This window comes from Pseudidiomarina salilacus (genome assembly GCF_047323925.1).
Taxonomy (GTDB): Bacteria; Pseudomonadota; Gammaproteobacteria; order Enterobacterales; family Alteromonadaceae; genus Pseudidiomarina; species Pseudidiomarina salilacus.
This window is the reverse complement of sequence record NZ_CP178752.1, coordinates 349,554-371,665: the sequence shown is the minus strand read 5'-3', so window position 1 is coordinate 371,665 and position 22,112 is coordinate 349,554. Positions and strand designations below refer to the sequence as shown.

Annotated in this window: 22 protein-coding genes; 12 read left to right on the top strand and 10 right to left on the bottom strand. The window is 49.6% G+C overall.

Going from position 1 to position 22,112, the window contains the following annotated elements:
- Nucleotides 1–4 precede the first annotated feature (4 nt).
- The 4 genes from narH to ACJ8W9_RS11275 are packed head-to-tail and all read left to right on the top strand — an operon-like array spanning nt 5 to nt 3,749.
- The gene (gene narH, locus ACJ8W9_RS11290) at nt 5–1,540 is read left to right on the top strand and encodes a nitrate reductase subunit beta (RefSeq protein ID WP_411361110.1); all 1,536 of its coding nucleotides are present in this window, start codon (nt 5–7) and stop codon (nt 1,538–1,540) included.
- A gap of 3 nt (nt 1,541–1,543) precedes the next feature.
- Nucleotides 1,544–2,272, top strand: a complete 729-nt coding sequence (narJ, locus tag ACJ8W9_RS11285) for a nitrate reductase molybdenum cofactor assembly chaperone (RefSeq protein ID WP_411359344.1) — start codon at nt 1,544–1,546, stop codon at nt 2,270–2,272.
- A gap of 10 nt (nt 2,273–2,282) precedes the next feature.
- On the top strand, nt 2,283–2,972 hold the full coding sequence (gene narI / locus ACJ8W9_RS11280) for a respiratory nitrate reductase subunit gamma (RefSeq protein ID WP_034730386.1): 690 nt from the start codon (nt 2,283–2,285) through the stop codon (nt 2,970–2,972).
- Between the two features lie 9 nt (nt 2,973–2,981).
- Nucleotides 2,982–3,749 carry a peptidylprolyl isomerase gene (locus ACJ8W9_RS11275; protein ID WP_034730387.1) on the top strand — a complete coding sequence of 256 codons (768 nt, stop codon included), beginning with the start codon at nt 2,982–2,984 and terminating at the stop codon, nt 3,747–3,749.
- 76 nt (nt 3,750–3,825) lie between these two features.
- Here the strand turns inward: ACJ8W9_RS11275 and ACJ8W9_RS11270 are convergent, their stop codons facing one another.
- The 3 genes from ACJ8W9_RS11270 to abiEi form a co-directional block, all read right to left on the bottom strand.
- Complete coding sequence (locus ACJ8W9_RS11270; protein ID WP_034730390.1) at nt 3,826–4,221, bottom strand: hypothetical protein; 396 nt, start codon at nt 4,219–4,221, stop codon at nt 3,826–3,828.
- A gap of 93 nt (nt 4,222–4,314) precedes the next feature.
- Nucleotides 4,315–5,205, bottom strand: coding sequence for a nucleotidyl transferase AbiEii/AbiGii toxin family protein (locus ACJ8W9_RS11265; RefSeq protein WP_411359347.1), 891 nt, complete (start codon nt 5,203–5,205; stop codon nt 4,315–4,317).
- The gene (gene abiEi, locus ACJ8W9_RS11260) at nt 5,206–5,730 is read right to left on the bottom strand and encodes a type IV toxin-antitoxin system AbiEi family antitoxin (protein WP_411359348.1); all 525 of its coding nucleotides are present in this window, start codon (nt 5,728–5,730) and stop codon (nt 5,206–5,208) included.
- Nucleotides 5,731–5,930: 200 nt separating this feature from the next.
- Between abiEi and ACJ8W9_RS11255 the strand changes: the two genes are divergently transcribed.
- Entirely contained in the window at nt 5,931–6,569 is a 639-nt protein-coding gene (locus ACJ8W9_RS11255; RefSeq protein ID WP_411361109.1) for a thiopurine S-methyltransferase, read from the top strand.
- Here the strand turns inward: ACJ8W9_RS11255 and ACJ8W9_RS11250 are convergent.
- On the bottom strand, nt 6,566–6,859 hold the full coding sequence (locus ACJ8W9_RS11250) for a hypothetical protein (RefSeq protein ID WP_411359350.1): 294 nt from the start codon (nt 6,857–6,859) through the stop codon (nt 6,566–6,568). The two genes, ACJ8W9_RS11255 and ACJ8W9_RS11250, sit on opposite strands and share 4 nt — an antisense overlap.
- Before the next feature lie 67 nt (nt 6,860–6,926).
- Nucleotides 6,927–9,197 (bottom strand): nitric-oxide reductase large subunit, encoded by a 2,271-nt coding sequence (locus tag ACJ8W9_RS11245; protein ID WP_411361108.1) that lies wholly within the window; start codon nt 9,195–9,197, stop codon nt 6,927–6,929.
- A 254-nt stretch (nt 9,198–9,451) separates the two neighbouring features.
- Between ACJ8W9_RS11245 and nrdG the strand changes: the two genes are divergently transcribed.
- The 3 genes from nrdG (at nt 9,452) to ACJ8W9_RS11230 (ending at nt 12,297) form a co-directional block, all read left to right on the top strand.
- The gene (gene nrdG, locus ACJ8W9_RS11240) at nt 9,452–9,955 is read left to right on the top strand and encodes an anaerobic ribonucleoside-triphosphate reductase activating protein (protein WP_413694493.1); all 504 of its coding nucleotides are present in this window, start codon (nt 9,452–9,454) and stop codon (nt 9,953–9,955) included.
- Nucleotides 9,936–11,771, top strand: a complete 1,836-nt coding sequence (gene nrdD / locus ACJ8W9_RS11235) for an anaerobic ribonucleoside-triphosphate reductase (protein ID WP_411359352.1) — start codon at nt 9,936–9,938, stop codon at nt 11,769–11,771. Before nrdG ends, nrdD begins: the two co-directional genes overlap by 20 nt.
- 118 nt (nt 11,772–11,889) lie before the next feature.
- The gene (locus tag ACJ8W9_RS11230; RefSeq protein ID WP_411359353.1) at nt 11,890–12,297 is read left to right on the top strand and encodes a ribonucleotide reductase subunit alpha; all 408 of its coding nucleotides are present in this window, start codon (nt 11,890–11,892) and stop codon (nt 12,295–12,297) included.
- Between the two features lie 7 nt (nt 12,298–12,304).
- Here the strand turns inward: ACJ8W9_RS11230 and hemN are convergent, their stop codons facing one another.
- Both hemN and ubiT read right to left on the bottom strand, forming a co-directional pair.
- Nucleotides 12,305–13,672: an oxygen-independent coproporphyrinogen III oxidase gene (gene hemN / locus ACJ8W9_RS11225; RefSeq protein ID WP_411359354.1), complete on the bottom strand. Its 1,368-nt coding sequence runs from the start codon at nt 13,670–13,672 to the stop codon at nt 12,305–12,307.
- 90 nt (nt 13,673–13,762) lie between these two features.
- The gene (ubiT, locus tag ACJ8W9_RS11220; protein ID WP_051986534.1) at nt 13,763–14,245 is read right to left on the bottom strand and encodes a ubiquinone anaerobic biosynthesis accessory factor UbiT; all 483 of its coding nucleotides are present in this window, start codon (nt 14,243–14,245) and stop codon (nt 13,763–13,765) included.
- Nucleotides 14,246–14,332: 87 nt separating this feature from the next.
- Here ubiT and ubiU point away from each other — a divergent pair, with 87 nt between their 5' ends.
- From ubiU to mog, 3 genes are read left to right on the top strand one after another with little or no spacing between them, the layout of a single operon-like run.
- The gene (gene ubiU, locus ACJ8W9_RS11215; protein WP_411361139.1) at nt 14,333–15,328 is read left to right on the top strand and encodes a ubiquinone anaerobic biosynthesis protein UbiU; all 996 of its coding nucleotides are present in this window, start codon (nt 14,333–14,335) and stop codon (nt 15,326–15,328) included.
- A 3-nt stretch (nt 15,329–15,331) separates the two neighbouring features.
- Nucleotides 15,332–16,231, top strand: a complete 900-nt coding sequence (locus ACJ8W9_RS11210; protein ID WP_034730406.1) for a U32 family peptidase — start codon at nt 15,332–15,334, stop codon at nt 16,229–16,231.
- Complete coding sequence (gene mog / locus ACJ8W9_RS11205; protein ID WP_411359355.1) at nt 16,221–16,763, top strand: molybdopterin adenylyltransferase; 543 nt, start codon at nt 16,221–16,223, stop codon at nt 16,761–16,763. Before ACJ8W9_RS11210 ends, mog begins: the two co-directional genes overlap by 11 nt.
- A gap of 38 nt (nt 16,764–16,801) precedes the next feature.
- Here the strand turns inward: mog and ACJ8W9_RS11200 are convergent, their stop codons facing one another.
- Entirely contained in the window at nt 16,802–19,468 is a 2,667-nt protein-coding gene (locus tag ACJ8W9_RS11200) for a nitrate/nitrite transporter (RefSeq protein ID WP_411361107.1), read from the bottom strand.
- Nucleotides 19,469–19,776: 308 nt separating this feature from the next.
- Between ACJ8W9_RS11200 and ACJ8W9_RS11195 the strand changes: the two genes are divergently transcribed.
- Nucleotides 19,777–20,979 (top strand): NnrS family protein, encoded by a 1,203-nt coding sequence (locus ACJ8W9_RS11195; protein WP_413694491.1) that lies wholly within the window; start codon nt 19,777–19,779, stop codon nt 20,977–20,979.
- Here the strand turns inward: ACJ8W9_RS11195 and ACJ8W9_RS11190 are convergent.
- Both ACJ8W9_RS11190 and ACJ8W9_RS11185 read right to left on the bottom strand, forming a co-directional pair.
- Nucleotides 20,976–21,731, bottom strand: coding sequence for a HesA/MoeB/ThiF family protein (locus ACJ8W9_RS11190; protein ID WP_411359358.1), 756 nt, complete (start codon nt 21,729–21,731; stop codon nt 20,976–20,978). The two genes, ACJ8W9_RS11195 and ACJ8W9_RS11190, sit on opposite strands and share 4 nt — an antisense overlap.
- Entirely contained in the window at nt 21,718–22,107 is a 390-nt protein-coding gene (locus ACJ8W9_RS11185) for a YbaN family protein (RefSeq protein WP_411359359.1), read from the bottom strand. The genes ACJ8W9_RS11190 and ACJ8W9_RS11185 overlap by 14 nt, the downstream gene beginning before the upstream one ends.
- Nucleotides 22,108–22,112: the final 5 nt, after the last annotated feature.

Genomic DNA, 22,112 nt, shown 5'->3' with positions numbered 1-22,112 from the left:
TACCATGAAAGTAAGAGCTCAAATTGGCATGGTGCTAAATTTGGACAAGTGTATCGGTTGTCATACCTGCTCCATCACTTGTAAGAATGTTTGGACATCACGCGAAGGCGTTGAATACGCTTGGTTTAACAACGTTGAAACTAAGCCAGGCGTGGGTTTCCCGAAAGAATGGGAAAACCAAGACAAATGGAATGGCGGCTGGGTCCGCAATAAAAAAGGCAACTTGGAACTGAAAATCGGTGCCAAGCGGCGTGTGTTGGCGAATATTTTCGCCAACCCAGACCTGCCTGAAATCGATGACTACTACGAACCTTTTGATTTTGACTATCAACACCTGCACACCGTAGGCGATACCAAACATCAACCGGTGGCGCGTCCACGCTCGCTGGTCTCGGGTCAGCGCATGGAAAAAATCGAATGGGGTCCGAACTGGGAAGAGATTCTCGGTACTGAATTTTCCAAGCGCAAAAAAGATAAGAACTTCGATGAAGTGGTGCAAAAAGACATCTACGGTCAATTTGAAAAGACCTTCATGATGTACTTGCCGCGCTTGTGCGAACACTGTCTGAACCCAGCCTGTGTGGCCGCTTGCCCGTCAGGCGCCATCTACAAGCGTGAAGAAGACGGTATCGTGCTGATCGACCAGGACAAATGTCGTGGCTGGCGCATGTGCGTATCAGGCTGTCCGTACAAGAAGATTTACTACAACTGGAAGACCGGTAAATCAGAAAAATGTACCTTCTGCTATCCGCGCATTGAAGCGGGTCAACCCACTACCTGTTCGGAAACCTGTGTTGGCCGTATCCGTTACTTGGGCGTGTTGCTGTACGATGCAGACCGCATCGAAGAAGCGGCAAACACTCCGAACGAGCAAGACCTGTATCAAGCGCAGTTGGATATCTTCTTGGATCCACATGATCCAGAAGTGCAAGCTGCAGCGCGTAAAGAGGGGATTGCCGATAACTGGATCGAAGCAGCTCAGCGTTCACCGGTGTACATGATGGCAATGCAGTGGAAAGTAGCACTGCCATTACACCCTGAATACCGCACCTTACCAATGGTTTGGTATGTACCACCACTGTCACCGATCCAAAGTGCGGTCGAAGCCGGGCACGTCGGTATGAACGGTGAAATTCCAGACCTGAAATCGCTGCGTATTCCGTTGCGTTACCTGGCTAATATGCTGACTGCTGGTGATGAATTCCCAATCGTCCGCGCCTTGGAACGCATGATTGCTATGCGTGCTTACAAACGCAGCCAGAACGTGGACGGCGTCGAAGATCTCGAGGTCTTGAAGCAAGTGGGCTTGACCCAGCATCAAGTCGAAGAAATGTACCGTTATATGGCATTGGCGAACTACGAAGACCGTTTCGTCATTCCAACCAGCCACCGTGCTTATGCTGAAAATGCCTATGACCTGAAGGGCAGCTGTGGCTTTACCTTCGGTAATGGTTGTAGCGACGGCAACAACGGCGTGAACTTGTTTGGCGCGAAAAAGCAAAGCGTCCGCCAAGTCATTCCAGTGACGGTGAAGGAGTAAGTCATGCAAGTTTTACAAGTGATTTCACTGTTAATCGACTATCCACGCGAAGAGTTGCTCGAAGCTGCTCCGGAGTTACGCACCTTGGTGCGTAACTCCGAGTTGAGCGCCGCGCAGCAACAAGCGGTAGACGACTTTATTACCCAGCGCACCAGCGCTAACTTGATGGATTGGCAGTCTGAGTACGATAGCTTGTTTGAGCGCGGCCGTTCATTGTCGTTGTTGTTGTTTGAACACGTGCATGGAGAATCACGTGATCGTGGGCAAGCCATGGTCGATCTGATGAACCAATACCAGCAAGCCGGGTTAGAAATCGATATCAAAGAATTGCCTGATTACATTCCGCTTTACCTCGAGTTCTTAGCGACCCAAGGCGAAGACAATGCCCGTGAAGGTTTGGCTGAAGTTGCCCATATTCTTGCGGTGCTAGCGGCACGTTTAGAGCAACGTGAAAGCAATTATGCGGTGTTGTTCCAGAGCTTGCTTGAGTTAGCTGCTGTTGACGTTGACCTCAACGACGTACGCCAACAAGTGCAAGGCGAAAAACGTGACGACACACCGAAAGAGTTGGACAAAGTTTGGGAAGAAGAAATGGTGACCTTTACCGGCAACGACGCTACTAGCACTTGCCCGACGGCGCAAAACCGTCCGGCCGAGAGCCAGCGTCGCGATCAGTACATCCCATTGAATCTTGATCAACTCAGCAATGTAAAAAACGCTGCGGACGCCTAAGGAGTTCACCATGAATTATCTCAATACATTTTTCTTCGGTATCTACCCTTACATCGCGTTGGCAGTGATGTTTATCGGGACTTGGATCCGTTACGACCGCGAGCAATTCACCTGGAAAACCAGCTCTAGTCAATTGCTCGAAAAGAAACAACTACGCCGTGGCAGCATCGCCTTCCACATTGGTATTTTGGCGATTTTTGCCGGTCACTTTGTCGGCTTATTGACGCCGAACGCCGTGTGGCACGTGTTGGGCATCAGTGCCGGTACTAAACAGTTGATCGCGATTGTGGCGGGTGGCCTGGCAGGTATTCTTTGCTTTTATGGCATGACCATCCTGATCTTGCGTCGCTTGAACAATCCACGCATTCGCGCTAACAGCAGCACCATGGATATCGTCATTTTGTTATTACTATATGCGCAGCTGATTCTCGGTTTGCTGTCGATTTTTGTGTCCTTGGATCACCTGGACGGTTCAACCATGTTGCTGTTAATGGCGTGGGCGCAAAATACCCTGACCTTTGACACTGCAACTGCCGTTGCGGCGATGACCGATGTACATTGGATCTTCAAGCTCCACATCACTTTGGGTCTGACTATTTTCTTGGTGTTCCCATTTACGCGCTTGGTCCATATGTTTAGCGTCCCCGTGCAATACCTGCGTCGTCAGCATCAAGTCGTGCGGCAAAAAGCGGCACGCTAAGGAGTTGTGATGATTCACGTAAATCAGACAGTTATTGACGAACCCGCGATTCTGGCCGAGATGCAATACCATCCGGCCGATAGCCAGCAGCAAGCCATGGCCAAGGCTGCTGAATCCTTGGTGATCGGTGAGTTATTGCGTCAGCGTGCAAGCGAGCTCGGCTTGCACGTTGCCGACGAAAACAAACAGGCCAGCGATGACGATTTTCTCGCGGCATTAATAGAGCGCGAAGTCGCTATTCCAGAAGCGGACGAGCAAGCCTGTGCGACCTATTACCAGCAGAATCCGGAGCGTTTTACCACGTCACCGTTATTAGAAGTGCGCCACATTCTATTGGCGGCAGCTCCTGATGACGAACTTGACCGCGTTAACGCGAAAATGATGGCAGAGCAAATCATCAAGCAGTTGCACGAAGGCGACGACTTTAGTCGCTTAGCACAACAGCATTCGGCCTGCCCATCGAGTGCGACCGCCGGTAGTTTAGGCCAGATTAGTCGCGGCCAAACCGTCGCTGAATTTGAACGCCAGGTCTTTACCGCTAATACTGGATTGCTCCCCAACCCCGTGGAAACCCGCTACGGCTTCCATGTGGTCGCCGTCGACCGCAAAATCGAAGGCAAACAGCTCCCCTACGACGCGGTAAAAGACAAAATCGCCGCCTACTTGAACGAGAAAGTGGAACGTAAAGCCGTCGCGCAATACATTCACACCCTCATTCAAGCCGCTGAAATCAAAGGCTTTGATTTTGCGGTGTCGGATTCACCGTTGTTGCAGTAGCGCTCGGCGGATGCAGGGTCGTCATTTTCATTTAAAAATACACCGATCAGTTATCCAACTGATCGGTGACCTATATTTACTTTAGCTTGGCTTTTATTTCATCACTAAAGAGCATCAATATTAATGCTCCTTCAAAAAGAGTAAGTAAATATCCAATAGACGTATCTAGGTATATTGAAACACTGACTCCCATTACATAAGGGCTAACAAGAAGGTTATAGGCGATGAGCATGCTGAATAACCACTTAGCTATTGTTCTGTATGTATAAAGTCCAAGCAGGCTCAAGATATACAGCATTGAATATATGTATGGGAATGGATTAGTTGGCTCGAGCATTCCGCCTGTACCTGACATAGATAAAATATAAACCACTTCGTCAGCGTAAATATGGTGCCAAACTTGCGGCATGAGGAAAAACGCTGTGTATAGTGCTGCTGTTATAATTACTGTAGTTTGAAAATGCCTAGTCATGGCTCACCTTACTTTTATAGTTTGAAACGCGCCAAAAATTAACCATAGCTCTCGCCCTGCGGCCGATACCTCGGGAGGTCTGTCGGCTTTAAACTACGTATTTCCCATATCAAATCTATGTAGCGTGTCACCAGCAAGCAAACTGTTAGCTAGTCTATCAATTTCGGTTTGGACGTAGTTCCAGTAGTCGGGGCTATCCAAAGTCCGCGCTTGAATTGTTGCAGGAATGAACCGACGCATTTCTTGATAAAAATCGTCACGAGTTTCATTGCTACTTTGAAGTTTGGTGACCTGAGACATGAGTGCCTCACTAAAGTTGTTAAATGCCTTTCCGCGAGCATCAAGCTTGCGTTTGATCAGCTCAATTGAAGCTTCTACGTTGCGTTGACTAAGCCACAAAATATCCCAAATATCCCGTGGTTTGATCCGTCTTGCACGGTAGGCGAGAGCAATAAATTTATCAGCCATTATTTCGTCTAAAGATTGCACTGGGATTAGCAAACCTTCGGTAGGTACTGCAATGTTGTAGTGATTAATCAACGGTCGCTTTTCAACATCAAATGAGGGGATGGCGTAGACATCGATGTGCATTTTTTGACGTGGTAAATCAGGTCGATTCGCTTCTTTTTCGATACTGATGGTCCATGATGAGGTATCACCCTGACTTTCACGGGAGGGTTTGTTGACCCATACATTGGTTTCGTATTTTGCTTCAATGTAACCCTTAATTTCGTGTTCTAAGCCGTTTAAATCGGCTGGTTTGAAGTTATGGCCGCCGTTGAAATCAAGATCTTCTGAGAGTCGCGAACTGTTATAACACATACGTAGAGCTGTGCCGCCGATAAAGGTCAGCGCCGACATAACACCTTGCTGAACAAGTACGGCCATGATGTCGTGGTGTAAAATTTCTTTCTCAATAACGGGTGTGATCGCAGCTAAGTCGGGATTTGCGGCAACAATTTGCTGAAGATAGTGATTGAGCATTTAACTTTCCACCATAGAGATGTTTCTGTTGCAGGCTTTTAAATCGGCAATGGCTTGAGATGTGGTCGCTCTGAACATGCCGATTTCATTGTCGAAATAGAGATTAGGCATGATTTGGGCGATCGACTTTTTCGTGTGTGTGAATTCAATGATACCGTAGGGCGTTGAAAACTCGCCGCTGCGGCCTTTCGTCATCACCGTAAGTCGCCCCATGATGACCTGTGAGATATCGCCAGTGTGACAGAGTTGGCTTTCTAGACTTATATAGTTGAGCACATTTCCGCGCAGCTTATTTACGATTTTATAAATTGCTGTCGTCGGTTCGGGCGGCGTTAAGGTGCTTTCAAAAATGCCCTTAACTACGCGACGAATCAGCCCTTTTCGTGCGCAGTCGCTGAGGAACTTTGTAAATGCAGGTGACAGCGGCTCGCCCATCATAAAGGCAAGTTCCCGTGATGTATGAACACCGCCGCCAGCTTTTACAGCATCTGAAAACAAGGCGAGTAGTCTTTTTTGTTTCAGCATAGGGTCAACACATTATTACCGTAATAGTAATGAAATGTAGACCAGAGGTGGGGTGAATTCAAGTTAAGGTGCGCAAAATATTACCCATAGAGTAATGTTTTGTTCACCTTTGGAAAGGTGAAGCTTCCCGCGCGGCTAAAAAGTAAGTTATGACTTCAAGAAACCGATGCTAAAGTAGTAGCAACCCACGGAGGCTTATTATGGACCACAACTTTTGGCATCAACGTTGGCAACAACAACAAATTGGCTTTCATCGCGATGCTTTTCATGAGCTATTGACCGAATATTTCCCGCAAGCTTGTCCAACGGGTCGTATTTTGGTGCCGCTGTGTGGCAAGACAAAAGATATGTTGTGGTTGCTCGATCAGGGCTACAAAGTGTTTGGCATAGAGCTGAGCGAGCTGGCGGTGCAGGCGTTTTTCGCGGAAAACCAACTTAAGCCACAAGTCGCCAGTGTTGGTAATTTCAAGCAGTATGCACTCGATGAGCTGGTCATTTGGGTGGGCGATGTCTTTGATCTCACACCCAAAGATCTGGCCGATGTTGATGGTTGGTATGACCGTGCGGCGTTGGTCGCTCTGCCACCGGAAATGCGCACACGCTATGTAGAACTGCTCCGACAAGCCTTACCGAGTGGTAGCCGCGGTTTGTTGGTGACTGTTGAATATCCAGATGGTTATCGTGAGGGCCCACCGTTTTCGGTGCCTGAAGACGAAGTCAAAAGTGCTTACGGGCAACGCTTCAAAGTGCAACGCAGGGCGCGCATCCAAGGTTTCGTGAACAACGAGCCCAGTGTTGACCGTCCCGTCACCGAACAAGCTTACGTCATCTACGATTAAGAAATCAGGTTGTTGCGCTGCAGCACTTTGTGAGTGCGGCGTGCGAGCTTTTCCATAAAAGCGAGATCGGCAAAGGTCGGCTCGGCAGTTTTGTTGTCGAGGTCGACTTGCCATTGGCTGACTTCGGCATCGAGCATTTCCATCATTTTCTTGGAGCAACCGCGGCAAATGCCTTGGCACATGTCGGCGTCTTCGAGGCCGAAGGGAATGGTATTGCGAATGGTGTCCAATAATGCCCGCATGGCATCGCTGGTATTGGGTTTGCGCTGTCGTGTTTGCACTTCAGACATCAGCACCTCCAAGCAAAAAAGGGAGGGCACCCTGGAGAGTAGGTGCGCCTCCCACAACGAGAACCGGTTAGTTCTGTTTGACTGCAACTGCATCAACTTGAGACTGTTTACCCCAAAGCCCACTGACCACCTGCCAGCTAATCGCTAGGGCGCCGATGATGAAGATCACATCACCAACGGTACGGACCCAACGCAGACCTTCGAGCAACGGCTGCTGCATAAAGGCTTCGCTACGGGCATACCAGAGCCCTTCAGAGGCTGCGGCAAAGAACTGAATGAAGCCGATCGGTAACAGGCTGCTAAACAGCATCAGCACCAAGCCAATGTTCATCCACCAGAACGCGGTGTTCATCAGTTTGTCGTTGAACGCAAGATTTGGCCGGATATAGCGCAAAATCAGCAGTACGAAACCGAGTGCCAAGAAGCCATAGACACCGAACAAGGCTGCGTGAGCGTGAGTTGGCGTGGTGTTCAAGCCTTGCACGTAGTAGAGCGAGATCGGTGGGTTGATCATAAAGCCCAACACGCCGGCGCCCAACATATTCCAAAACGCTACGGCAACGAAGCACATGAGTGGCCATTTGATGCGAGCCATCCACGGCGCTTTGTGTTGCATGCTCCAGTTTTCCCAAGCTTCATAGCCAAGCACAATCAAGGGTACAACTTCCAATGCACTGAAGGTTGCGCCAACGGCCATCACTGGCGTTGTGGTTCCTGAGAAGTACAAGTGGTGGAAGGTACCTGGTACACCACCCAGCATAAACAATGACGCTGATGCGAGTGACGCCGTGGTTGCCATGCGCCGTGAAACGAGGCCCATGCTGTGGAAGATAAAGGCGATGGCAGTGGTCGCGAACACTTCAAAGAAGCCTTCGACCCACAAGTGAACAATCCACCAGCGCCAGTATTCCATCACTGATAAGTGGGTGCGTTCGCCGTAGAAGAAGCCAGCACCGTAGAACAGGCCGATGGCAACCACTGAGGCGGTGAACAAAGCCAGCAAGTTCTTGTCGCCTTTGACTTTGAAGGCACCAATCACGCCGCGCATCATCAGCACTAACCAGAACACGATGCCAACAAATTTACCGATCTGCCATAGGCGTCCAAGGTCAACGTACTCGTAACCTTGGTGACCCAACCAGAAGTTCAGATGTTCTGGCATGATTTGTGCGATGGCTAAATAGCTACCGACAAAAGTACCGCCCACGACGACGACCAATGCCCAAAATAGGATATCAACGCCAAGTTTCTGATATTTAGGATCTTTGCCACCGTTAATAATGGGCGCAAGGAACAAGCCAGCGGCTAAGAAGCCAGTTGCGATCCAGAATAGCGCAGCCTGAATGTGCCAGGTCCGCACTAAGCTGTAAGGGAACCACTCAGACACGTTAATGCCATAGAATTCCTGACCTTCAACTGTGTAGTGTGCGGTAAATCCTCCTAACAATACTTGCAAGGTGAATAATGCGACGACTATAAACAAGTATTTGCCCAAAGCTTTTTGTGAGGGTGTGAGCTTCACCAAGCTAATAGGGTCCTGTTTCGGTGCTTGGGGTTCTTCTTCATCATGTTTACGAATGAAAGCCCAGGCCCAAATCAAGCCACCAACCCCTGCGATCAGCAAAATCACACTGACAATGGACCAGATAATGTTCTCTGGGCTTGGCACGTTGTCGATAAGCGGCTCATGTGGCCAGTTATTGGTGTAGGTTACGTCGCTGTCAGGACGTTCGGTTGCAGCAGACCATGCGGTCCAGAAGAAGAAGTCAGTCATTTGCTGACGACGCTCGAGACTTGGCAAGGTGTTTTCTTTCATGGCATAGCTTTCACGCGTGCCACGCAAGCTGGCGTCATCGCTAAACAAGCGCACGTAATAGTCGGCGGTTGCAGCCATCACTTGTGCCCGACGTTCACCTAATACAACCTCATTAGTGGTCGGATTGTAGGTGTTTGTGCGATACGCCTGTTTCAGCTCGAACTGCAGCTGATTTTGTTGTGCCGGGGTGAGCTTATCGTAGTCTGTTGCGAAAGTTTCTGCAGCGGCTAGCTCAAGCCAGGCCACTAGTTCACGATGTAACCAGTCAGCCGTCCAATCAGGTGCTTGATAAGCACCGTGGCCCCAAATTGAACCCAACTGCATACCGCCGACGGATTGCCACGCAGTTTGTCCATCTAAAATCGACTCTTCGGTCATCAAAGTCTGCCCGTTTGTCGTTACAAACTTAGCAGGAATCGGCGGCGCTTCCCGATACACTTCTTTGCCGAAATACCCCAAAATACCGAACGTAATCGCCAGAATCGCGATGAGCGTCCACCAAAGTTTTTTATAACCGGCCATACATCACCTTTTTAATTGAAGTCCATCTTCATGGGTGTATCTGCAATTAGCTTGCCAACTTTTAACTCATTGAATAAAAAAATAAAAAACAATCGAAAAGGTAAAAAGAACCCAACTTGTTAATGGGTGAATTTGCGTGTGTGGGTGATAACTACCCACGCGCCATTTTGTTGATCATGATCAAAGCAAATCTAGGGGTATGCTCTAGCCTAAACCACAACATATAGTGTTTTTAAATAAAACAGACACAGGATATAGCGTTGATGCGATTTAGTGCAGAAGCAGTGGTGTTTCAAGAGGTTCCAGGTGAGGTGGCGTTGGCGTTCACTATCACTGGCTGCCCCGTCGGCTGTAAAGGCTGTCACAGCGCCGATAGCTGGCCGGCGGAGCGCGGCCACTCGCTGACCAAAACGCATTTAGAGCAGCAATTCAGCCGTTACCGCGGGCTGATTACCGCGGTGCTGTTCCTTGGTGGTGAATGGTACCCAGCGCAGCTCAAAGAATTCTTACAGCTGGCGCAGAGTGAGGGGTTAGCAACCTGCCTCTACACCGGTTTGACCGATGTAGAGGCTGAGCTCAAGCAGCATCTCGACTATTTAAAAACTGGGCCGTGGATAGCCGAATACGGCGGTCTTACCAGCCCTATAACTAACCAAAGATTCTACGATTTACGCACGGGGAAAGTACTCAACGCGCTGTTTTGCCCCGAATTCATCGAACTAAAAAAGGAACAACAACATGTTACGCTTACAGCCTGAACAACTCGATCACAAAATGCAGTTTATTCACGACTATTTACAAGCTCAAAATGCAGCAGATGGCTCGAAAATGGATGCCAATGCTAATGTCACGCAAAAGAACATTGCGACGCTGGAAGCTGAGCTAATGAAAGACTTTTTCGTGCAGGTCAACCGCAAGCAAGTCAGTAGCAAAATTGCCGAGCTGTTTGGCAATGATTTGGCGCAAGAATATGTGCGTCAAATCGAAGATCATGAGATCTATGTACACGATGAAACCAGTTTAAAACCCTACTGTGTATCGGTCACCATGTACCCATTTTTGCGTGACGGTCTAACGAAGCTTGGCGGTGAGTCGCAAGCCCCGAAGCACTTGGAAAGCTTCTGCGGTTGCTTCGTCAATTTTGTCTTTGCCGTCAGTTCGCAATTTGCTGGCGCGGTGGCAACGGTCGAGTTTCTTACCTACTTCGATTACTTCGCTCGCAAAGACTATGGCGATGACTACCTCAACACTCACCGTCATCAAATTGAGAATCATCTGCAACATGTGGTGTATGCCCTGAATCAACCCGCGGCGGCCCGAGGCTATCAAAGTGTCTTTTGGAATATCTCGGTCTATGATCAGTTCTATTTCGAGAGTATGTTTGGCGATTTTGTCTTCCCAGATTTCAGTAAGCCGGAGTGGAACTCGGTAAGCGCCTTGCAGGATTTCTTTATGCAATGGTTCAATGACGAACGCAAAAAAACCATTCTCACCTTCCCAGTTGTGACCGTGGCGATGCTCACCGACGACGGCAAGTGCAAAGACCAAGCCTTTGCCGAGAGCATCGCCGGCGAACTCGCGCAGGGCAATTCGTTTTTTGTCTATTTATCCGATAATGCCGACTCGTTAGCCTCATGTTGTCGACTAAGGAGCGAAATTAGCGACAATACCTTCTCGTACACTTTAGGTGCTGGTGGGGTCGCCACGGGTTCTATTAACGTGATCACCATCAACATGAATCGCTTGGTACAAGACGGTCGGGATCTGGCCACCGAAATCGACAAAATTCATAAGTACCAAGTGGCTTATCGCAAGTTGATGGAGGAATATAAAGAGGCCGGTTTGTTGACCGTTTATGACGCTGGTTTTATCAGTCTCGATAAGCAGTTTTTAACTATTGGTATTAACGGCATGGTGGAAGCTGCTGAATCACAAGGTATTGTTGCGGCTAATAATCCTGAATATACCGCCTTCGTTCGTGATCATTTAAAAGTGATTTACGATGCCAACCGTGCCGCGCGTCAAGCATACGGCTACATGTTCAACACCGAATTTGTGCCGGCGGAAAACCTTGGCGTGAAAAACGCCAAATGGGATCGCGCGGATGGCTACTTCGTGCCACGTGATTGCTATAACTCGTATTTTTATGTGGTCGAAGACGACGCATCAAACGCCCTCGACAAGTTTGTGCTGCATGGCTCCGAGTTAACGCAGTATCTTGATGGCGGCTCGGCATTGCACCTGAACCTCGATGAGAAGCTTACCCAACCGGGCTATTTAGCTTTGCTGAATACCGCCGCGCGGACCGGTTGTAACTATTTCTGCATCAACGTAAAAATCACCATCTGTAATGCCTGTGAACATATCGACAAACGCACACTTAGTGCTTGTTCTGACTGTGGTTCGACCGACATCGATTACGGCACACGAGTGATTGGTTACTTGAAGCGGGTTTCGGCGTTTAGCTCAGGGCGGCAAAAAGAACACAATAAACGTCACTATCACCGTCAGCATCAGGCGCAAGTCGAGCATCCGGTCGGTGCCGCACAACGTGCGTGGCAACAAGCAAGTTAGCGCGGCGCAACGAACTACTCACAAAGAGGGAGCTTGGCTCCCTTTTTTGTTGTATGGGTTTGTCGGTTCGAACCACGTACACTCTGCAGTTACATCTATTTTTGCCGAGATACGTACTATGGTTATTGAAAGTTATGCCGACCTCATTGCTGCAGCCAAGCAGCAACCTGAACCGCAGCGGCTGTTATTTGTGCTAGCCAAAGCGGAATTACCGCAAGATGCGACCTCGAGTCAGCAGCAACGCTTTGCGGCGCAACAAGGCGGCGCATTAGAGCCGGTGCTTTGCGTAGATAAGCTGCCTGATGAAGTTGCTGACTTTAATACCTTGCTCGAAGAATCAGGTCACACTGGTGTTGAGTGGGATATTGCTTTTATCGCCAGTATGGAAGGCCGTGCAGGCCATCCACCGAGCAGTGATGAGGCCGATCAACCACTTACTTTGATGGTGAATAAAATAAAAGCCGGCAGCATTGCCGACTTTGTGACCGTAAATAAGCAAGGCGAACTGTTACAGTTGTTCGCCTAAGCTGTGATTAAACTACTTTGGAATAACGAGGCGCGGTTGCCTCGTTATCTAGGTACGCATCAAAGCAAGCGCAGATACTGCGCACCCACAAACGCCCTAGCTCTGTCACTTTAAGTGAGTGCTCGCTAACCTCAACCAGTCCGTCCTCTATGAAAGGTGCAAGCTTTTCTTGTGCGGTGGCAAAGTACTGCCAGAAATCGTCAAGGTGCCAGTCCGCGGCAAAACTTGTGATGTCGAGCTCAAAATGACAAATCACTTGGGAGATCAGCGCGGCACGTAATCTATCGTCAGCGCTTAAGGTAAATCCTTTCACGACAGGTAGCTGGTCTTGCTCCAACGCTTTGTAATAGTCAGGCAGGTCTTTGCTGTTTTGCCACAATACACCGTCAATTTGGCTAATCGATGAAGCACCGATGCCGAGCATGCAATCCTGTCCGGCAGTGGTATAGCCTTGGAAGTTGCGTTGTAGGCGTCCCTGCTGCTGGGCAATCGCCAGCTCATCCGCTCTTTTCGCAAAGTGGTCCATACCAATGAATTGATAACCGGCCGCAGTAAACTTGGTGATACCAAGTTGCAGTAACTCGAGCTTGATCGGTGCCGATGGCAACGAACTATCGGCAATCTTCCGTTGCCCGGCAAAACGACTCGGTAAGTGTGCATAGCTAAACAACGAAACACGATCAGGATTCAGCGCAATTACTTGTTCAATTGACGCTGCAAACGAGGAGGGCTGTTGATACGGCAAACCGTAAATCAAGTCCAAATTAATTGAGCTAAAGCCTAGCTCCCGACTTAATTGCACTTGATGTTTAATTAAGTCGGTATCTTGCACGCGGTTGATGGCAATCTGCACCTTTTCATCGAAATCTTGCACACCATAGCTGACCCGATTGAAGCCGAGCTTGCGCAAGTGGCGCAACTTCTCATCACTGCAACTGCGCGGGTCGATTTCGATACTCAACTCGGCATCGTCAGTGATGCGGAAGTGTTGTTGCAGTAACGCCATCAACCGACTTAATTGTTCTTCGGTGAGGAAGGTTGGTGTGCCTCCGCCCATGTGAATTTGATTGACGGCTTTGTGTGCGATATGCGGCTGATAAATGGCCATTTCTTTCGCCAGCATGTCGAGGTAGCGGTCCGCTTTGTGCTGATGGCGGGTAATAACTTTGTTACAGCCACAGTAATAGCAAAGCTTGTGACAGAATGGCAAATGGATGTAGAGGCTTAACGCCTGTGGTCCATGTGCCAAAGTATCAAAAACCTTTTGCTGCGGGAAACCCGACTGCAGCGCAAGCGCTGTAGGATACGACGTATAACGCGGCCCATTGATATTGTACTTATCGATGAGTGCTTGATCCCATTTGACTGCAGACATAATAGGCTCCCAACTTGCTGCAAGTGTGAGCCTGAATTTTACGTGATTTAGATCATAAATTTGATACTCCTGAAGGGTTACTTCTTTGATCTAGATCATGGAATTCTCTGCCAGCTTGCACAATTGCTGATACATGACCGCAGGTAGTCGCTGTTTCAGCTCAATGGTGTCTAATAGGTTCTTGATTTCGAGGCCTAGCTCAGTATCACCCGTAATCAGCAGTTTACGTCGAAAAAATAATGTATCTGGATCGACTTGCTGTGTTGCCAGTTGCAGCAAAATCGGCCAGCTCACCCGCATTTTGACATCCCCCTCACCAGCTGCAGGACTCACCACCAGTGTAGTGCGCTGATAGCGTTGCGTGGCACTCACCTGAAACATTAGCTCAAGGTCGGTAAGGTGAATAGTTGCCGTTTTACCTAATAAGAAATCAAAAGCGCCGCGTTCACAATCTTGTTGAAATAGATGACGAAAGATTTGCGTCATGACGCCATACGAAAGTGGCTCGGGTAGCCATCTAACTGCCAACTTCACGAATACTGGAGTTTGCTCTACTACTTTAGGAATAGCCATTCATTGCCTCTGTTTTTGCGCGCCGTCAAAGATATCAGCGATTATAATTGCCATTATGAATGCATGTTTATGGCAGGGATCAATAAAATGGAACTTCTTTGTCCGGCTGGCAGTATGCCGGCATTAAAAGCAGCGCTAGAAAATGGTGCTGATGCGGTTTATGTTGGCTTTAAAGGCGAAACCAATGCACGGCATTTTGCCGGGCTCAATCTCGATATGCCCACGCTGCGCGAGGCAGTACGTTTAGTTCATAGCTACGGCAAAAAAATCCATGTGGCGATTAATACTTTTGCCCATGTGCGCACTTGGGATCATTGGCGACAAGCGGTCGATGATGCAGCGGCAGCTGGTGTCGACGTGCTTATTGTTGCAGACGTTGCAGTACTGGCCTATGCTGCCGAGCGCTATCCTAAACTAGAGCTGCATTTAAGTGTACAAGCTTCAGCCACAAATGCTGCGGCTATCGACTTTTACAAGCAGTTTCATGTCACTCGTGTGGTGTTACCGCGGGTGCTGTCAATGCAGCAAGTGCGAGCCTTGGCGCGCACCACCGATGTCGAGTTGGAAGTCTTCGCCTTTGGCAGCTTGTGTATTATGGCAGAGGGGCGTTGTTACCTGAGCTCCTACATGACTGGGCAATCACCAAATATCGCTGGCGCTTGTTCACCGGCGCAGTTCGTGCGCTGGGATGAAACCGCCGATGGCGGGCTCGAGTCGCGCTTGAATGGCATTCTTATCGACCGCTTTGCTGCAGACGAAACCGCTGGTTATCCGACGCTCTGTAAGGGTCGTTTCAAAGTCGGTGATGACACTTACCATGCACTTGAGGAGCCGACCAGCCTTAACACCCTCGATTTATTGCCTGAGCTTTACCGAGAAGGTATTGCCAGCCTAAAAATTGAAGGTCGCCAACGCAGCCCTGCTTATGTGGCACAAATTACTAGAGTCTGGCGCCAAGCTATCGACCACGTAATGTCAGACCCCGAACGATTTACCGTCGCTGACGAGTGGAATGTCGTGCTTGCGGGGCTCTCTGAAGGCAGCCAAACCACCCTTGGTGCCTACCACCGAAAATGGAAGTGATGTATGCAATTCTCGTTTGGACCTATTCTCTATTTTTGGCCGCGCCAACAAGTTGAGGCTTTCTACCAAGAGGTCGCGGCCTCAGACGTTGACTGCGTCTACCTTGGCGAAACCGTTTGTAGTAAGCGCCGCGAGTTGAAATTTGAAGACTATTTTCGTATTGCGCAAATGCTACGTGAGGCTGGCAAGCAAGTTTGTTTATCGACCATGACCTTACTGGAAGCTCCTTCAGAGCTCCGTGAGCTACGCAAATACTGTGATAACGGCGAGTTCATGGTGGAAGCCAATGACGTCGGCGCAATTAGCATGTTGGCGGAGCAAAAACTTCCCTTTGTTGGTGGTGCCGCACTGCAAATCTACAATCAGCATAGTTTGCGTAAATTTATCGGCATGGGTATGAAACGCTGGGTTATTCCGGCGGAATTGTCGCGCGATTGGCTAGCAGAATTGTTATCGGAACCAATGGTCGATAGTGTGCGCGATTGCTTCGAAACTGAACTCTTGGCTTTTGGCCACTTACCGCTGGCATGGTCTGGGCGTTGCTTCACCGCACGCTCGGAAAATCGCGCCAAAGACCAGTGCGAATTATGCTGTATCAAGTATCCACGAGGACGTAAGGTTACCAGTCAAGATGGCACTGAAGTATTTGTGCTCAATGGCATACAGACGCAATCCGGAAGCAGGTATAACTTGATCAATCAGCTCAAAGACATGCATGGTTTGGTGGATATGGTACGCTTAAGTCCAGAACCCAAAGACAGTCTGTTATGGTTGCGCCGTTTTCAAATGAATCAAGATGGTACGCGGCCGCTACAGCTCGCCAAGTTTGAAAGCAATGGTTACTGGCTGAAGCTGGCAGGCTTAGTACAAGTACAAGAGACTCCGGAGCGCTATGAAAGCTGAACAAAAACCTGCAAAGATTGGGATTTTGACTGTGAGTGACCGCGCCAGCGCGGGCATTTATGAAGATATCTCAGGTAAAGCCATCGAAGCCACGTTAAATGACTATCTGACTTCTACTTGGCAGGCGGTGTATCGGGTTATTCCGGATGAACAAGAAGTGATCGAAGCAACGCTGTGTTCGCTGGTTGATGATGAAGGCTGCTGTTTAGTCGTGACTACTGGTGGCACCGGACCTGCGGAACGAGATGTCACGCCAGAAGCAACCGAAGCTGTGTGTGACCGCATGATGCCCGGCTTTGGCGAATTGATGCGCGCTGAGTCACTGAAGTATGTGCCAACGGCGATTTTGTCGCGGCAAACGGCGGGCCTGCGTGGTTCGAGCCTTATCGTGAATCTCCCGGGCAAGCCAAAAGCCATCCGCCAGTGCCTCGATGCCGTATTCCCCGCAATCCCATATTGCATCGACCTAATGAATGGCCCCTATCTTGAGTGCGACGAAGCTGTCATCAAGCCTTTCCGACCCAAAAAATAGCCCGCACTAGGCGGGCTATCGTCACTACCAATACCACATTAACAAGGGTTCGCGGCACCACGGCGTGAGTAGAACCACCACGTCATCAATGTACACACCGCATAGAAGCCTATGAAGGCGTACAGCGCACCAGAAACACCGCCTGTCAGAGCGATAGAGGTGCCGTACGACTTCGGAATAAAGAAGCCACCGTAAGCTGCGAATGCTGAGATAAAGCCAATCACCGCTGCTGATTCTTTATTACCTTCTTTGATCGCGACGTCGGTATCACCGTGCACACGCTTGCGTTGATTGAGGAAAATCACTGGAACCATGCGGAAGGTCGAGCCGTTGCCAATACCTGTGGCAATAAACAGCACTAAAAATGCGACAAAGAAGCCGGCAAAGCTGCCCGCACTCTCACCCAGCGGTAAGAAGTAGATAACCCCTAGTACGCCGGCAATCATTAGCAAAAAGTTCCAAAAAGTGACGCGTGCACCACCCAATTTATCCGCAAGGACACCGCCCACAGGTCGTGCGAGCGCACCGACCAACGGACCTAGAAAAGCATATTTTGTCGGGTCGACAGCAGGGAACAGCATACCTGAGAGCAGCGGGAAGCCTGCGGCAAAGCCGATAAAGCTACCGAAGGTACCCAAATAAAGGATGCTCATGATCCAGTTGTGCGAACGCTTAAAAATGACCGCTTGGTCGCTGAACGATGCTTTCGCTGACGAAATGTCATTCATGCCAAACCATGCGGCAATGGCAGCGATAGCAATGAATGGGACCCACAAGAAGGCAGCGTTTTGCAGCCAGATCTCAGTACCTTGTTGCGCCCCGGCTTGCACCGTCAACGGGTCGCCGCCGAACGGTCCGAACACGCTTGCCGCAATGACCAACGGCGCAAGTAACTGCATGCCCGAAACACCAAGGTTACCAAGGCCTGCGTTCATGCCCAGCGCAGCACCCTTTTCCTTTTGCGGATAAAAGAAGCTGATGTTGGCCATGGAACTGGAGAAGTTACCGCCACCAAAACCACAGAGCAACGCAAGAATCAGCATGATGATGTAGGGCGTATCCGGATTCTGAATGGCAAAGCCTATCCAGATACAAGGAATGAGCAACGAGGCGGTGGAAATTGCGGTCCAACGTCGACCACCAAAGATCGGCACCATAAAGCTGTAGAAGATGCGTAATGTCGCACCTGAGAGCGCTGGGAGCGCAGCAAGCCAGAACAACTCATTCGAGGAATAGCCGAAGCCTAATTGTGGCATTTTCACCACCAAAATACTCCAGATCGTCCATACCGCAAACGCTAGGAATAAATTGGGAATCGAGATCCACAGATTACGGGTAGCAATCTTCTTCCCTTTTTCTGCCCAAAAGGTTTCGTCTTCTGGACGCCAGTCATCCAATACATGATGATCAGGCGTGGACAGTTCTGGTAAATCGGTTTGTTCGACATCACCGCGTAGCTCAATCCGTTCAGCTTGGCGAATCGAGAAGTGCATCCACAATAATGAGATGACAGTAATCGCGAACAACAGCATAAAGACGCTTTGCCACACACCAATCACGTCGTTCAGCATGCCGAAGGTAAGTGGAAGTAGGAAACCACCAAGACCGCCGATCATACCGACTACACCGCCGACCGCACCGACGCTTTTCGGATAGTAAACCGGAATGTGCTTGAACACTGCGGCCTTACCCAGTGACATAAAGAAGCCAAGCACGAAAGTCAGTACCACGAACGCAGCCAAGGTAATTTCAAACTGGAAGCGGATTTCGCCGTGCACCCCTTGCACGATATATTCAGTGGACGGGTAGCTCAGCATAAAGGTACAAATCGCTGAGGCAATAAAGGTCCAATACATTACGCGCCGCGCGCCATATTTATCTGACATCCAGCCACCAAGGACCCGGAATAGTGACGCCGGAATAGTATAAAGAGCGGCAATGATACCGGCTTCTTTGATGCTCAGGTCATACACTTCCATCAAATAATGCGGGAGCCACAATGCGAGTGCAACGAATGCGCCGAATACAAAGAAGTAGTAGAGACTAAAACGCCAAACGCGTAATTCTGCTAGCGGCGCCATCTGCTCCATAAACGACATTTTGGGTTGTGCCCGGCGTTGTTGGGTTAGTGGGTCTTCTTTTGCCAACACAATGAAAGCCACGCCCATGATCGCAAGAATGGTCGCGTAGACTTGCGCTGCACCTTGCCAGCCCAGCGCAATCAGTAAAAACGGTGCGCCGAAGTTGGTGACTGCAGAGCCGACGTTACCCGCACCAAAAATGCCGAGTGCAGTGCCTTGTTGTTTGCTCTCGAACCAGCTCGCGGTATAGGTCACCCCAACGATGAAGGCTCCGCCCGCTAAACCCACACCTAACGCCCCAACGAGCAGCATGGTGTAGCTATTTGCGAACGTCAGCAAGTAGACGCAGGCCGCAGTGGTTAGCATCAAGATGCCAAACACCCAGCGTCCGCCGAAACGGTCAGTCCAGATACCTAGAAACAATCGACTAATGGAACCCGTTAAAATCGGTGTTGCCATGAGCAAACCGAGCTGGGTATCTGTCAGACTAAAATCATCCTTAATCTGGATGCCGATAATCGAGAAAATCGTCCACACTGCAAAACACAGAGTGAACGCAAACGTAGAAAGTCCGAGCGCACGGTAGCGATCGAATTTACTCACACTTTGCGGTGTTGATGTCATGACCAAGCTCCTCATGGTACGACGTGAAAGTTCAGCTTTGAGTTTACTTGAATATCGCCAGCGCAATAGCTTCTAACTGACTGTTATAAATAAGCTTTATCAGCATCTATACCGCTTTAGGGTAACCTTCAAACAACGCTCTAATCGGTGACAATAGGCAATAACTACTGCTTTGTAGGTAGTCGGATGAGGCGTATTCACGAGCAAGTGGTTTTCAGGGGTATCTCTAGGTTTTAACCGTGGTTTTAAGGACGGTTTGTGGTATAAAACATATAAATAAAATGCATGTTTAAGGTGTGCAGCTCATGATTCAAATTACAGATATGAAAGTCGAAGAGAAAATGTGGCCATTACTGCGTCAGGCGTTTCGTCCCTTCTTTCTTCTTGGCGCAACTTTTAGCGCGATTGCCATGATGTTGTGGCTTTGGGTCTTAAGTGGTGCCATACAATTACCGGTGTTTGCCGATGTCATGTTTTGGCACGCACATGAGATGCTGTTTGGCTTTGTTGCTGCGATCATTGTGGGATTTCTCCTTACCGCAGTGCAGAACTGGACCGGATTGCGAGCGACCCATGGTCGGGCATTGGCAGTGCTGACCGTGGTGTGGTTATTGGGTCGTCTTGCCTTACTGTTTGGCGCTTGGTTGCCGGTCTATGTGCCCGTTGCAATTGATTTATTGTTTTTACCGCTGGCTGCATTCTTTTTGGCTATCCCCCTTATTACGGTAAAACAACAGCGCAATTTATTTTTTGTGCCGGTATTACTACTGCTAACGCTATGTAATGGCTTGATGTACTACGGCCGCCTGACTGGGCGTTTTGACTTACAGCAAGTCGGCAGCCAAAACGCGGTGCTGTTAATCACATTATTAATGGCCATTGTTGGTGGGCGAGTGATTCCGATGTTCACCGCCAATGGCACTATGACCCAAAAGGTGCAGCCGATTGTTTGGTTGGATAAGCTGGCGCTAGGTACTTTGTGGCTGATTTTCGCTTTACAAATAACGCAATTGAGTAGTTTCTTTGCCGATGTTTGGTTGGCAGGACTCTATGCGCTTGCTGCGGTGCTGCTCGCTTGGCGCTGTGTGCGCTGGAAACCTTGGATCACCTTGCGGGTACCGCTGGTTTGGTCGTTGCATATCGCCTACTGGTTCTTACCCATTGGTTTGGCGCTCATGGCGTGGCATCACTTTAACGGTGAAGTGACGTTGAGTACCGCTATTCACGCGCTCACAGCTGGTGCGATGGGGAATATGATTCTAAGCATGCTGGCGCGGGTGTCACTGGGCCATAGCGGTCGTCCGTTACAACCGAAAGCCATTATGTCGGTTGCCTTTTGCTTGGTGGCGCTTGCCGCGCTGGTGCGGGTGTTTGCGGTGTGGTGGTGGCCAACAATGACATTGGACTGGTATCTATTTGCCGGAACTGCGTGGATATTGGCCTATCTTATATATGTGTTTGTTTATCTGCCTATTTTAACAACACCGCGCGCGGATGGTCGGCCAGGCTAGTTGGCACAGGCCGGACACTGTGGATGGCGAGCGAGTTTGAACGTTTGCCATTCGCCGTGCAAGCCATCATACAGCATCACTTTTCCGCTTATAGGCTCGCCCGCCTGTGCAATTAATTTCAGTGTTTCGACGGCCTGCATGGCACCGATAACGCCCACCACAGGCGCGAGAATACCCGCCTCCATGCAGCTCAGCTGTTGCTCGCCGAACAGCAAACTCAAACACTGATAACACGGACTCATACCATCATTTAAGAATACGCTTAGCTGGCCCTCGTAGCGAATCGCCGCGCCAGAAACGAGCGGAATTCTGGCTTTTACACAAGCAAGATTAATGGCGTTGCGGGTGGTGAGGTTGTCGCAGCAATCCACCACCACATCAAAATTCTTGACTAGCGCATACAGGCGTTCGGCGTCGACGTGTTCCGTTATTCCTTTGAGCTGGCAATCGGGTGCTTGGCTTTGCAACCGTGCAAGCGCAGCAAACACTTTTGCTTGACCGACATCTGCAGGACCATACAAATGCTGGCGCGGAAGGTTATGCGCGTCGACAACATCGCCATCGACAAGAGTAAGTTGACCTATACCGCTGGTCGCTAAATAAGGAGCTGCTGCACAACCAAGCCCACCCATGCCAATCACCAATACTTTGGCTTGTAACAAGCGCTCTTGGCCAAGCATGTCGAAGCTTGGCAGCATGACATGGCGACTATAACGCAGCAGTTGTTCGCGGGTCAGTTCAGGTAGGCTCATTGCTAGGCACCTCTTCTGGGCGTAAACACAGCCAAATGGCAACACTGAGCATGATGCCAATGACGGTTAATTTGACCGCTAGATGGACTGGGCTAAAAGACAGCATGATTGCACTGCCGCTCATCATCACGATGGCGATGACTTTGGGCCGCCGTTTGACCACGCCATACTTACGCCACGCAATAATTTGCGGGCCATATTTGGGGTGTGCCAACAGTTTGGCCTCCAGCACTGGCCAGCCTTTGCCGCCAGCCCATGCTGCCACTAGCAAAAATGGCACGGTCGGCATGATCGGCAAGAGTAAGCCCACCACCCCCAATAACAGCGCAAAAATTGCAATTAAACGCCATAACAAAATACGAAGAATAACCGTCATGAACC

Bases quoted from the DNA above. Each gene is read 5' to 3' on its own strand.
- abiEi (WP_411359348.1), bottom strand. From the start codon at position 5,730: ATGCTGAAACAAAAAAGACTACTCGCCTTGTTTTCAGATGCTGTAAAA.
- nrdD (WP_411359352.1), top strand. From the start codon at position 9,936: ATGTTACGCTTACAGCCTGAACAACTCGATCACAAAATGCAGTTTATT.
- ACJ8W9_RS11200 (WP_411361107.1), bottom strand. From the start codon at position 19,468: ATGACATCAACACCGCAAAGTGTGAGTAAATTCGATCGCTACCGTGCG.
- narJ (WP_411359344.1), top strand. From the start codon at position 1,544: ATGCAAGTTTTACAAGTGATTTCACTGTTAATCGACTATCCACGCGAA.
- ACJ8W9_RS11210 (WP_034730406.1), top strand. From the start codon at position 15,332: ATGCAATTCTCGTTTGGACCTATTCTCTATTTTTGGCCGCGCCAACAA.
- ACJ8W9_RS11275 (WP_034730387.1), top strand. From the start codon at position 2,982: ATGATTCACGTAAATCAGACAGTTATTGACGAACCCGCGATTCTGGCC.
- narH (WP_411361110.1), top strand. From the start codon at position 5: ATGAAAGTAAGAGCTCAAATTGGCATGGTGCTAAATTTGGACAAGTGT.
- ACJ8W9_RS11230 (WP_411359353.1), top strand. From the start codon at position 11,890: ATGGTTATTGAAAGTTATGCCGACCTCATTGCTGCAGCCAAGCAGCAA.
- narI (WP_034730386.1), top strand. From the start codon at position 2,283: ATGAATTATCTCAATACATTTTTCTTCGGTATCTACCCTTACATCGCG.
- ubiU (WP_411361139.1), top strand. From the start codon at position 14,333: ATGGAACTTCTTTGTCCGGCTGGCAGTATGCCGGCATTAAAAGCAGCG.
- mog (WP_411359355.1), top strand. From the start codon at position 16,221: ATGAAAGCTGAACAAAAACCTGCAAAGATTGGGATTTTGACTGTGAGT.
- ACJ8W9_RS11265 (WP_411359347.1), bottom strand. From the start codon at position 5,205: ATGCTCAATCACTATCTTCAGCAAATTGTTGCCGCAAATCCCGACTTA.
- ACJ8W9_RS11190 (WP_411359358.1), bottom strand. From the start codon at position 21,731: ATGAGCCTACCTGAACTGACCCGCGAACAACTGCTGCGTTATAGTCGC.
- ACJ8W9_RS11245 (WP_411361108.1), bottom strand. From the start codon at position 9,197: ATGGCCGGTTATAAAAAACTTTGGTGGACGCTCATCGCGATTCTGGCG.
- ubiT (WP_051986534.1), bottom strand. From the start codon at position 14,245: ATGGCTATTCCTAAAGTAGTAGAGCAAACTCCAGTATTCGTGAAGTTG.
- ACJ8W9_RS11255 (WP_411361109.1), top strand. From the start codon at position 5,931: ATGGACCACAACTTTTGGCATCAACGTTGGCAACAACAACAAATTGGC.
- ACJ8W9_RS11270 (WP_034730390.1), bottom strand. From the start codon at position 4,221: ATGACTAGGCATTTTCAAACTACAGTAATTATAACAGCAGCACTATAC.
- ACJ8W9_RS11250 (WP_411359350.1), bottom strand. From the start codon at position 6,859: ATGTCTGAAGTGCAAACACGACAGCGCAAACCCAATACCAGCGATGCC.
- ACJ8W9_RS11185 (WP_411359359.1), bottom strand. From the start codon at position 22,107: ATGACGGTTATTCTTCGTATTTTGTTATGGCGTTTAATTGCAATTTTT.
- hemN (WP_411359354.1), bottom strand. From the start codon at position 13,672: ATGTCTGCAGTCAAATGGGATCAAGCACTCATCGATAAGTACAATATC.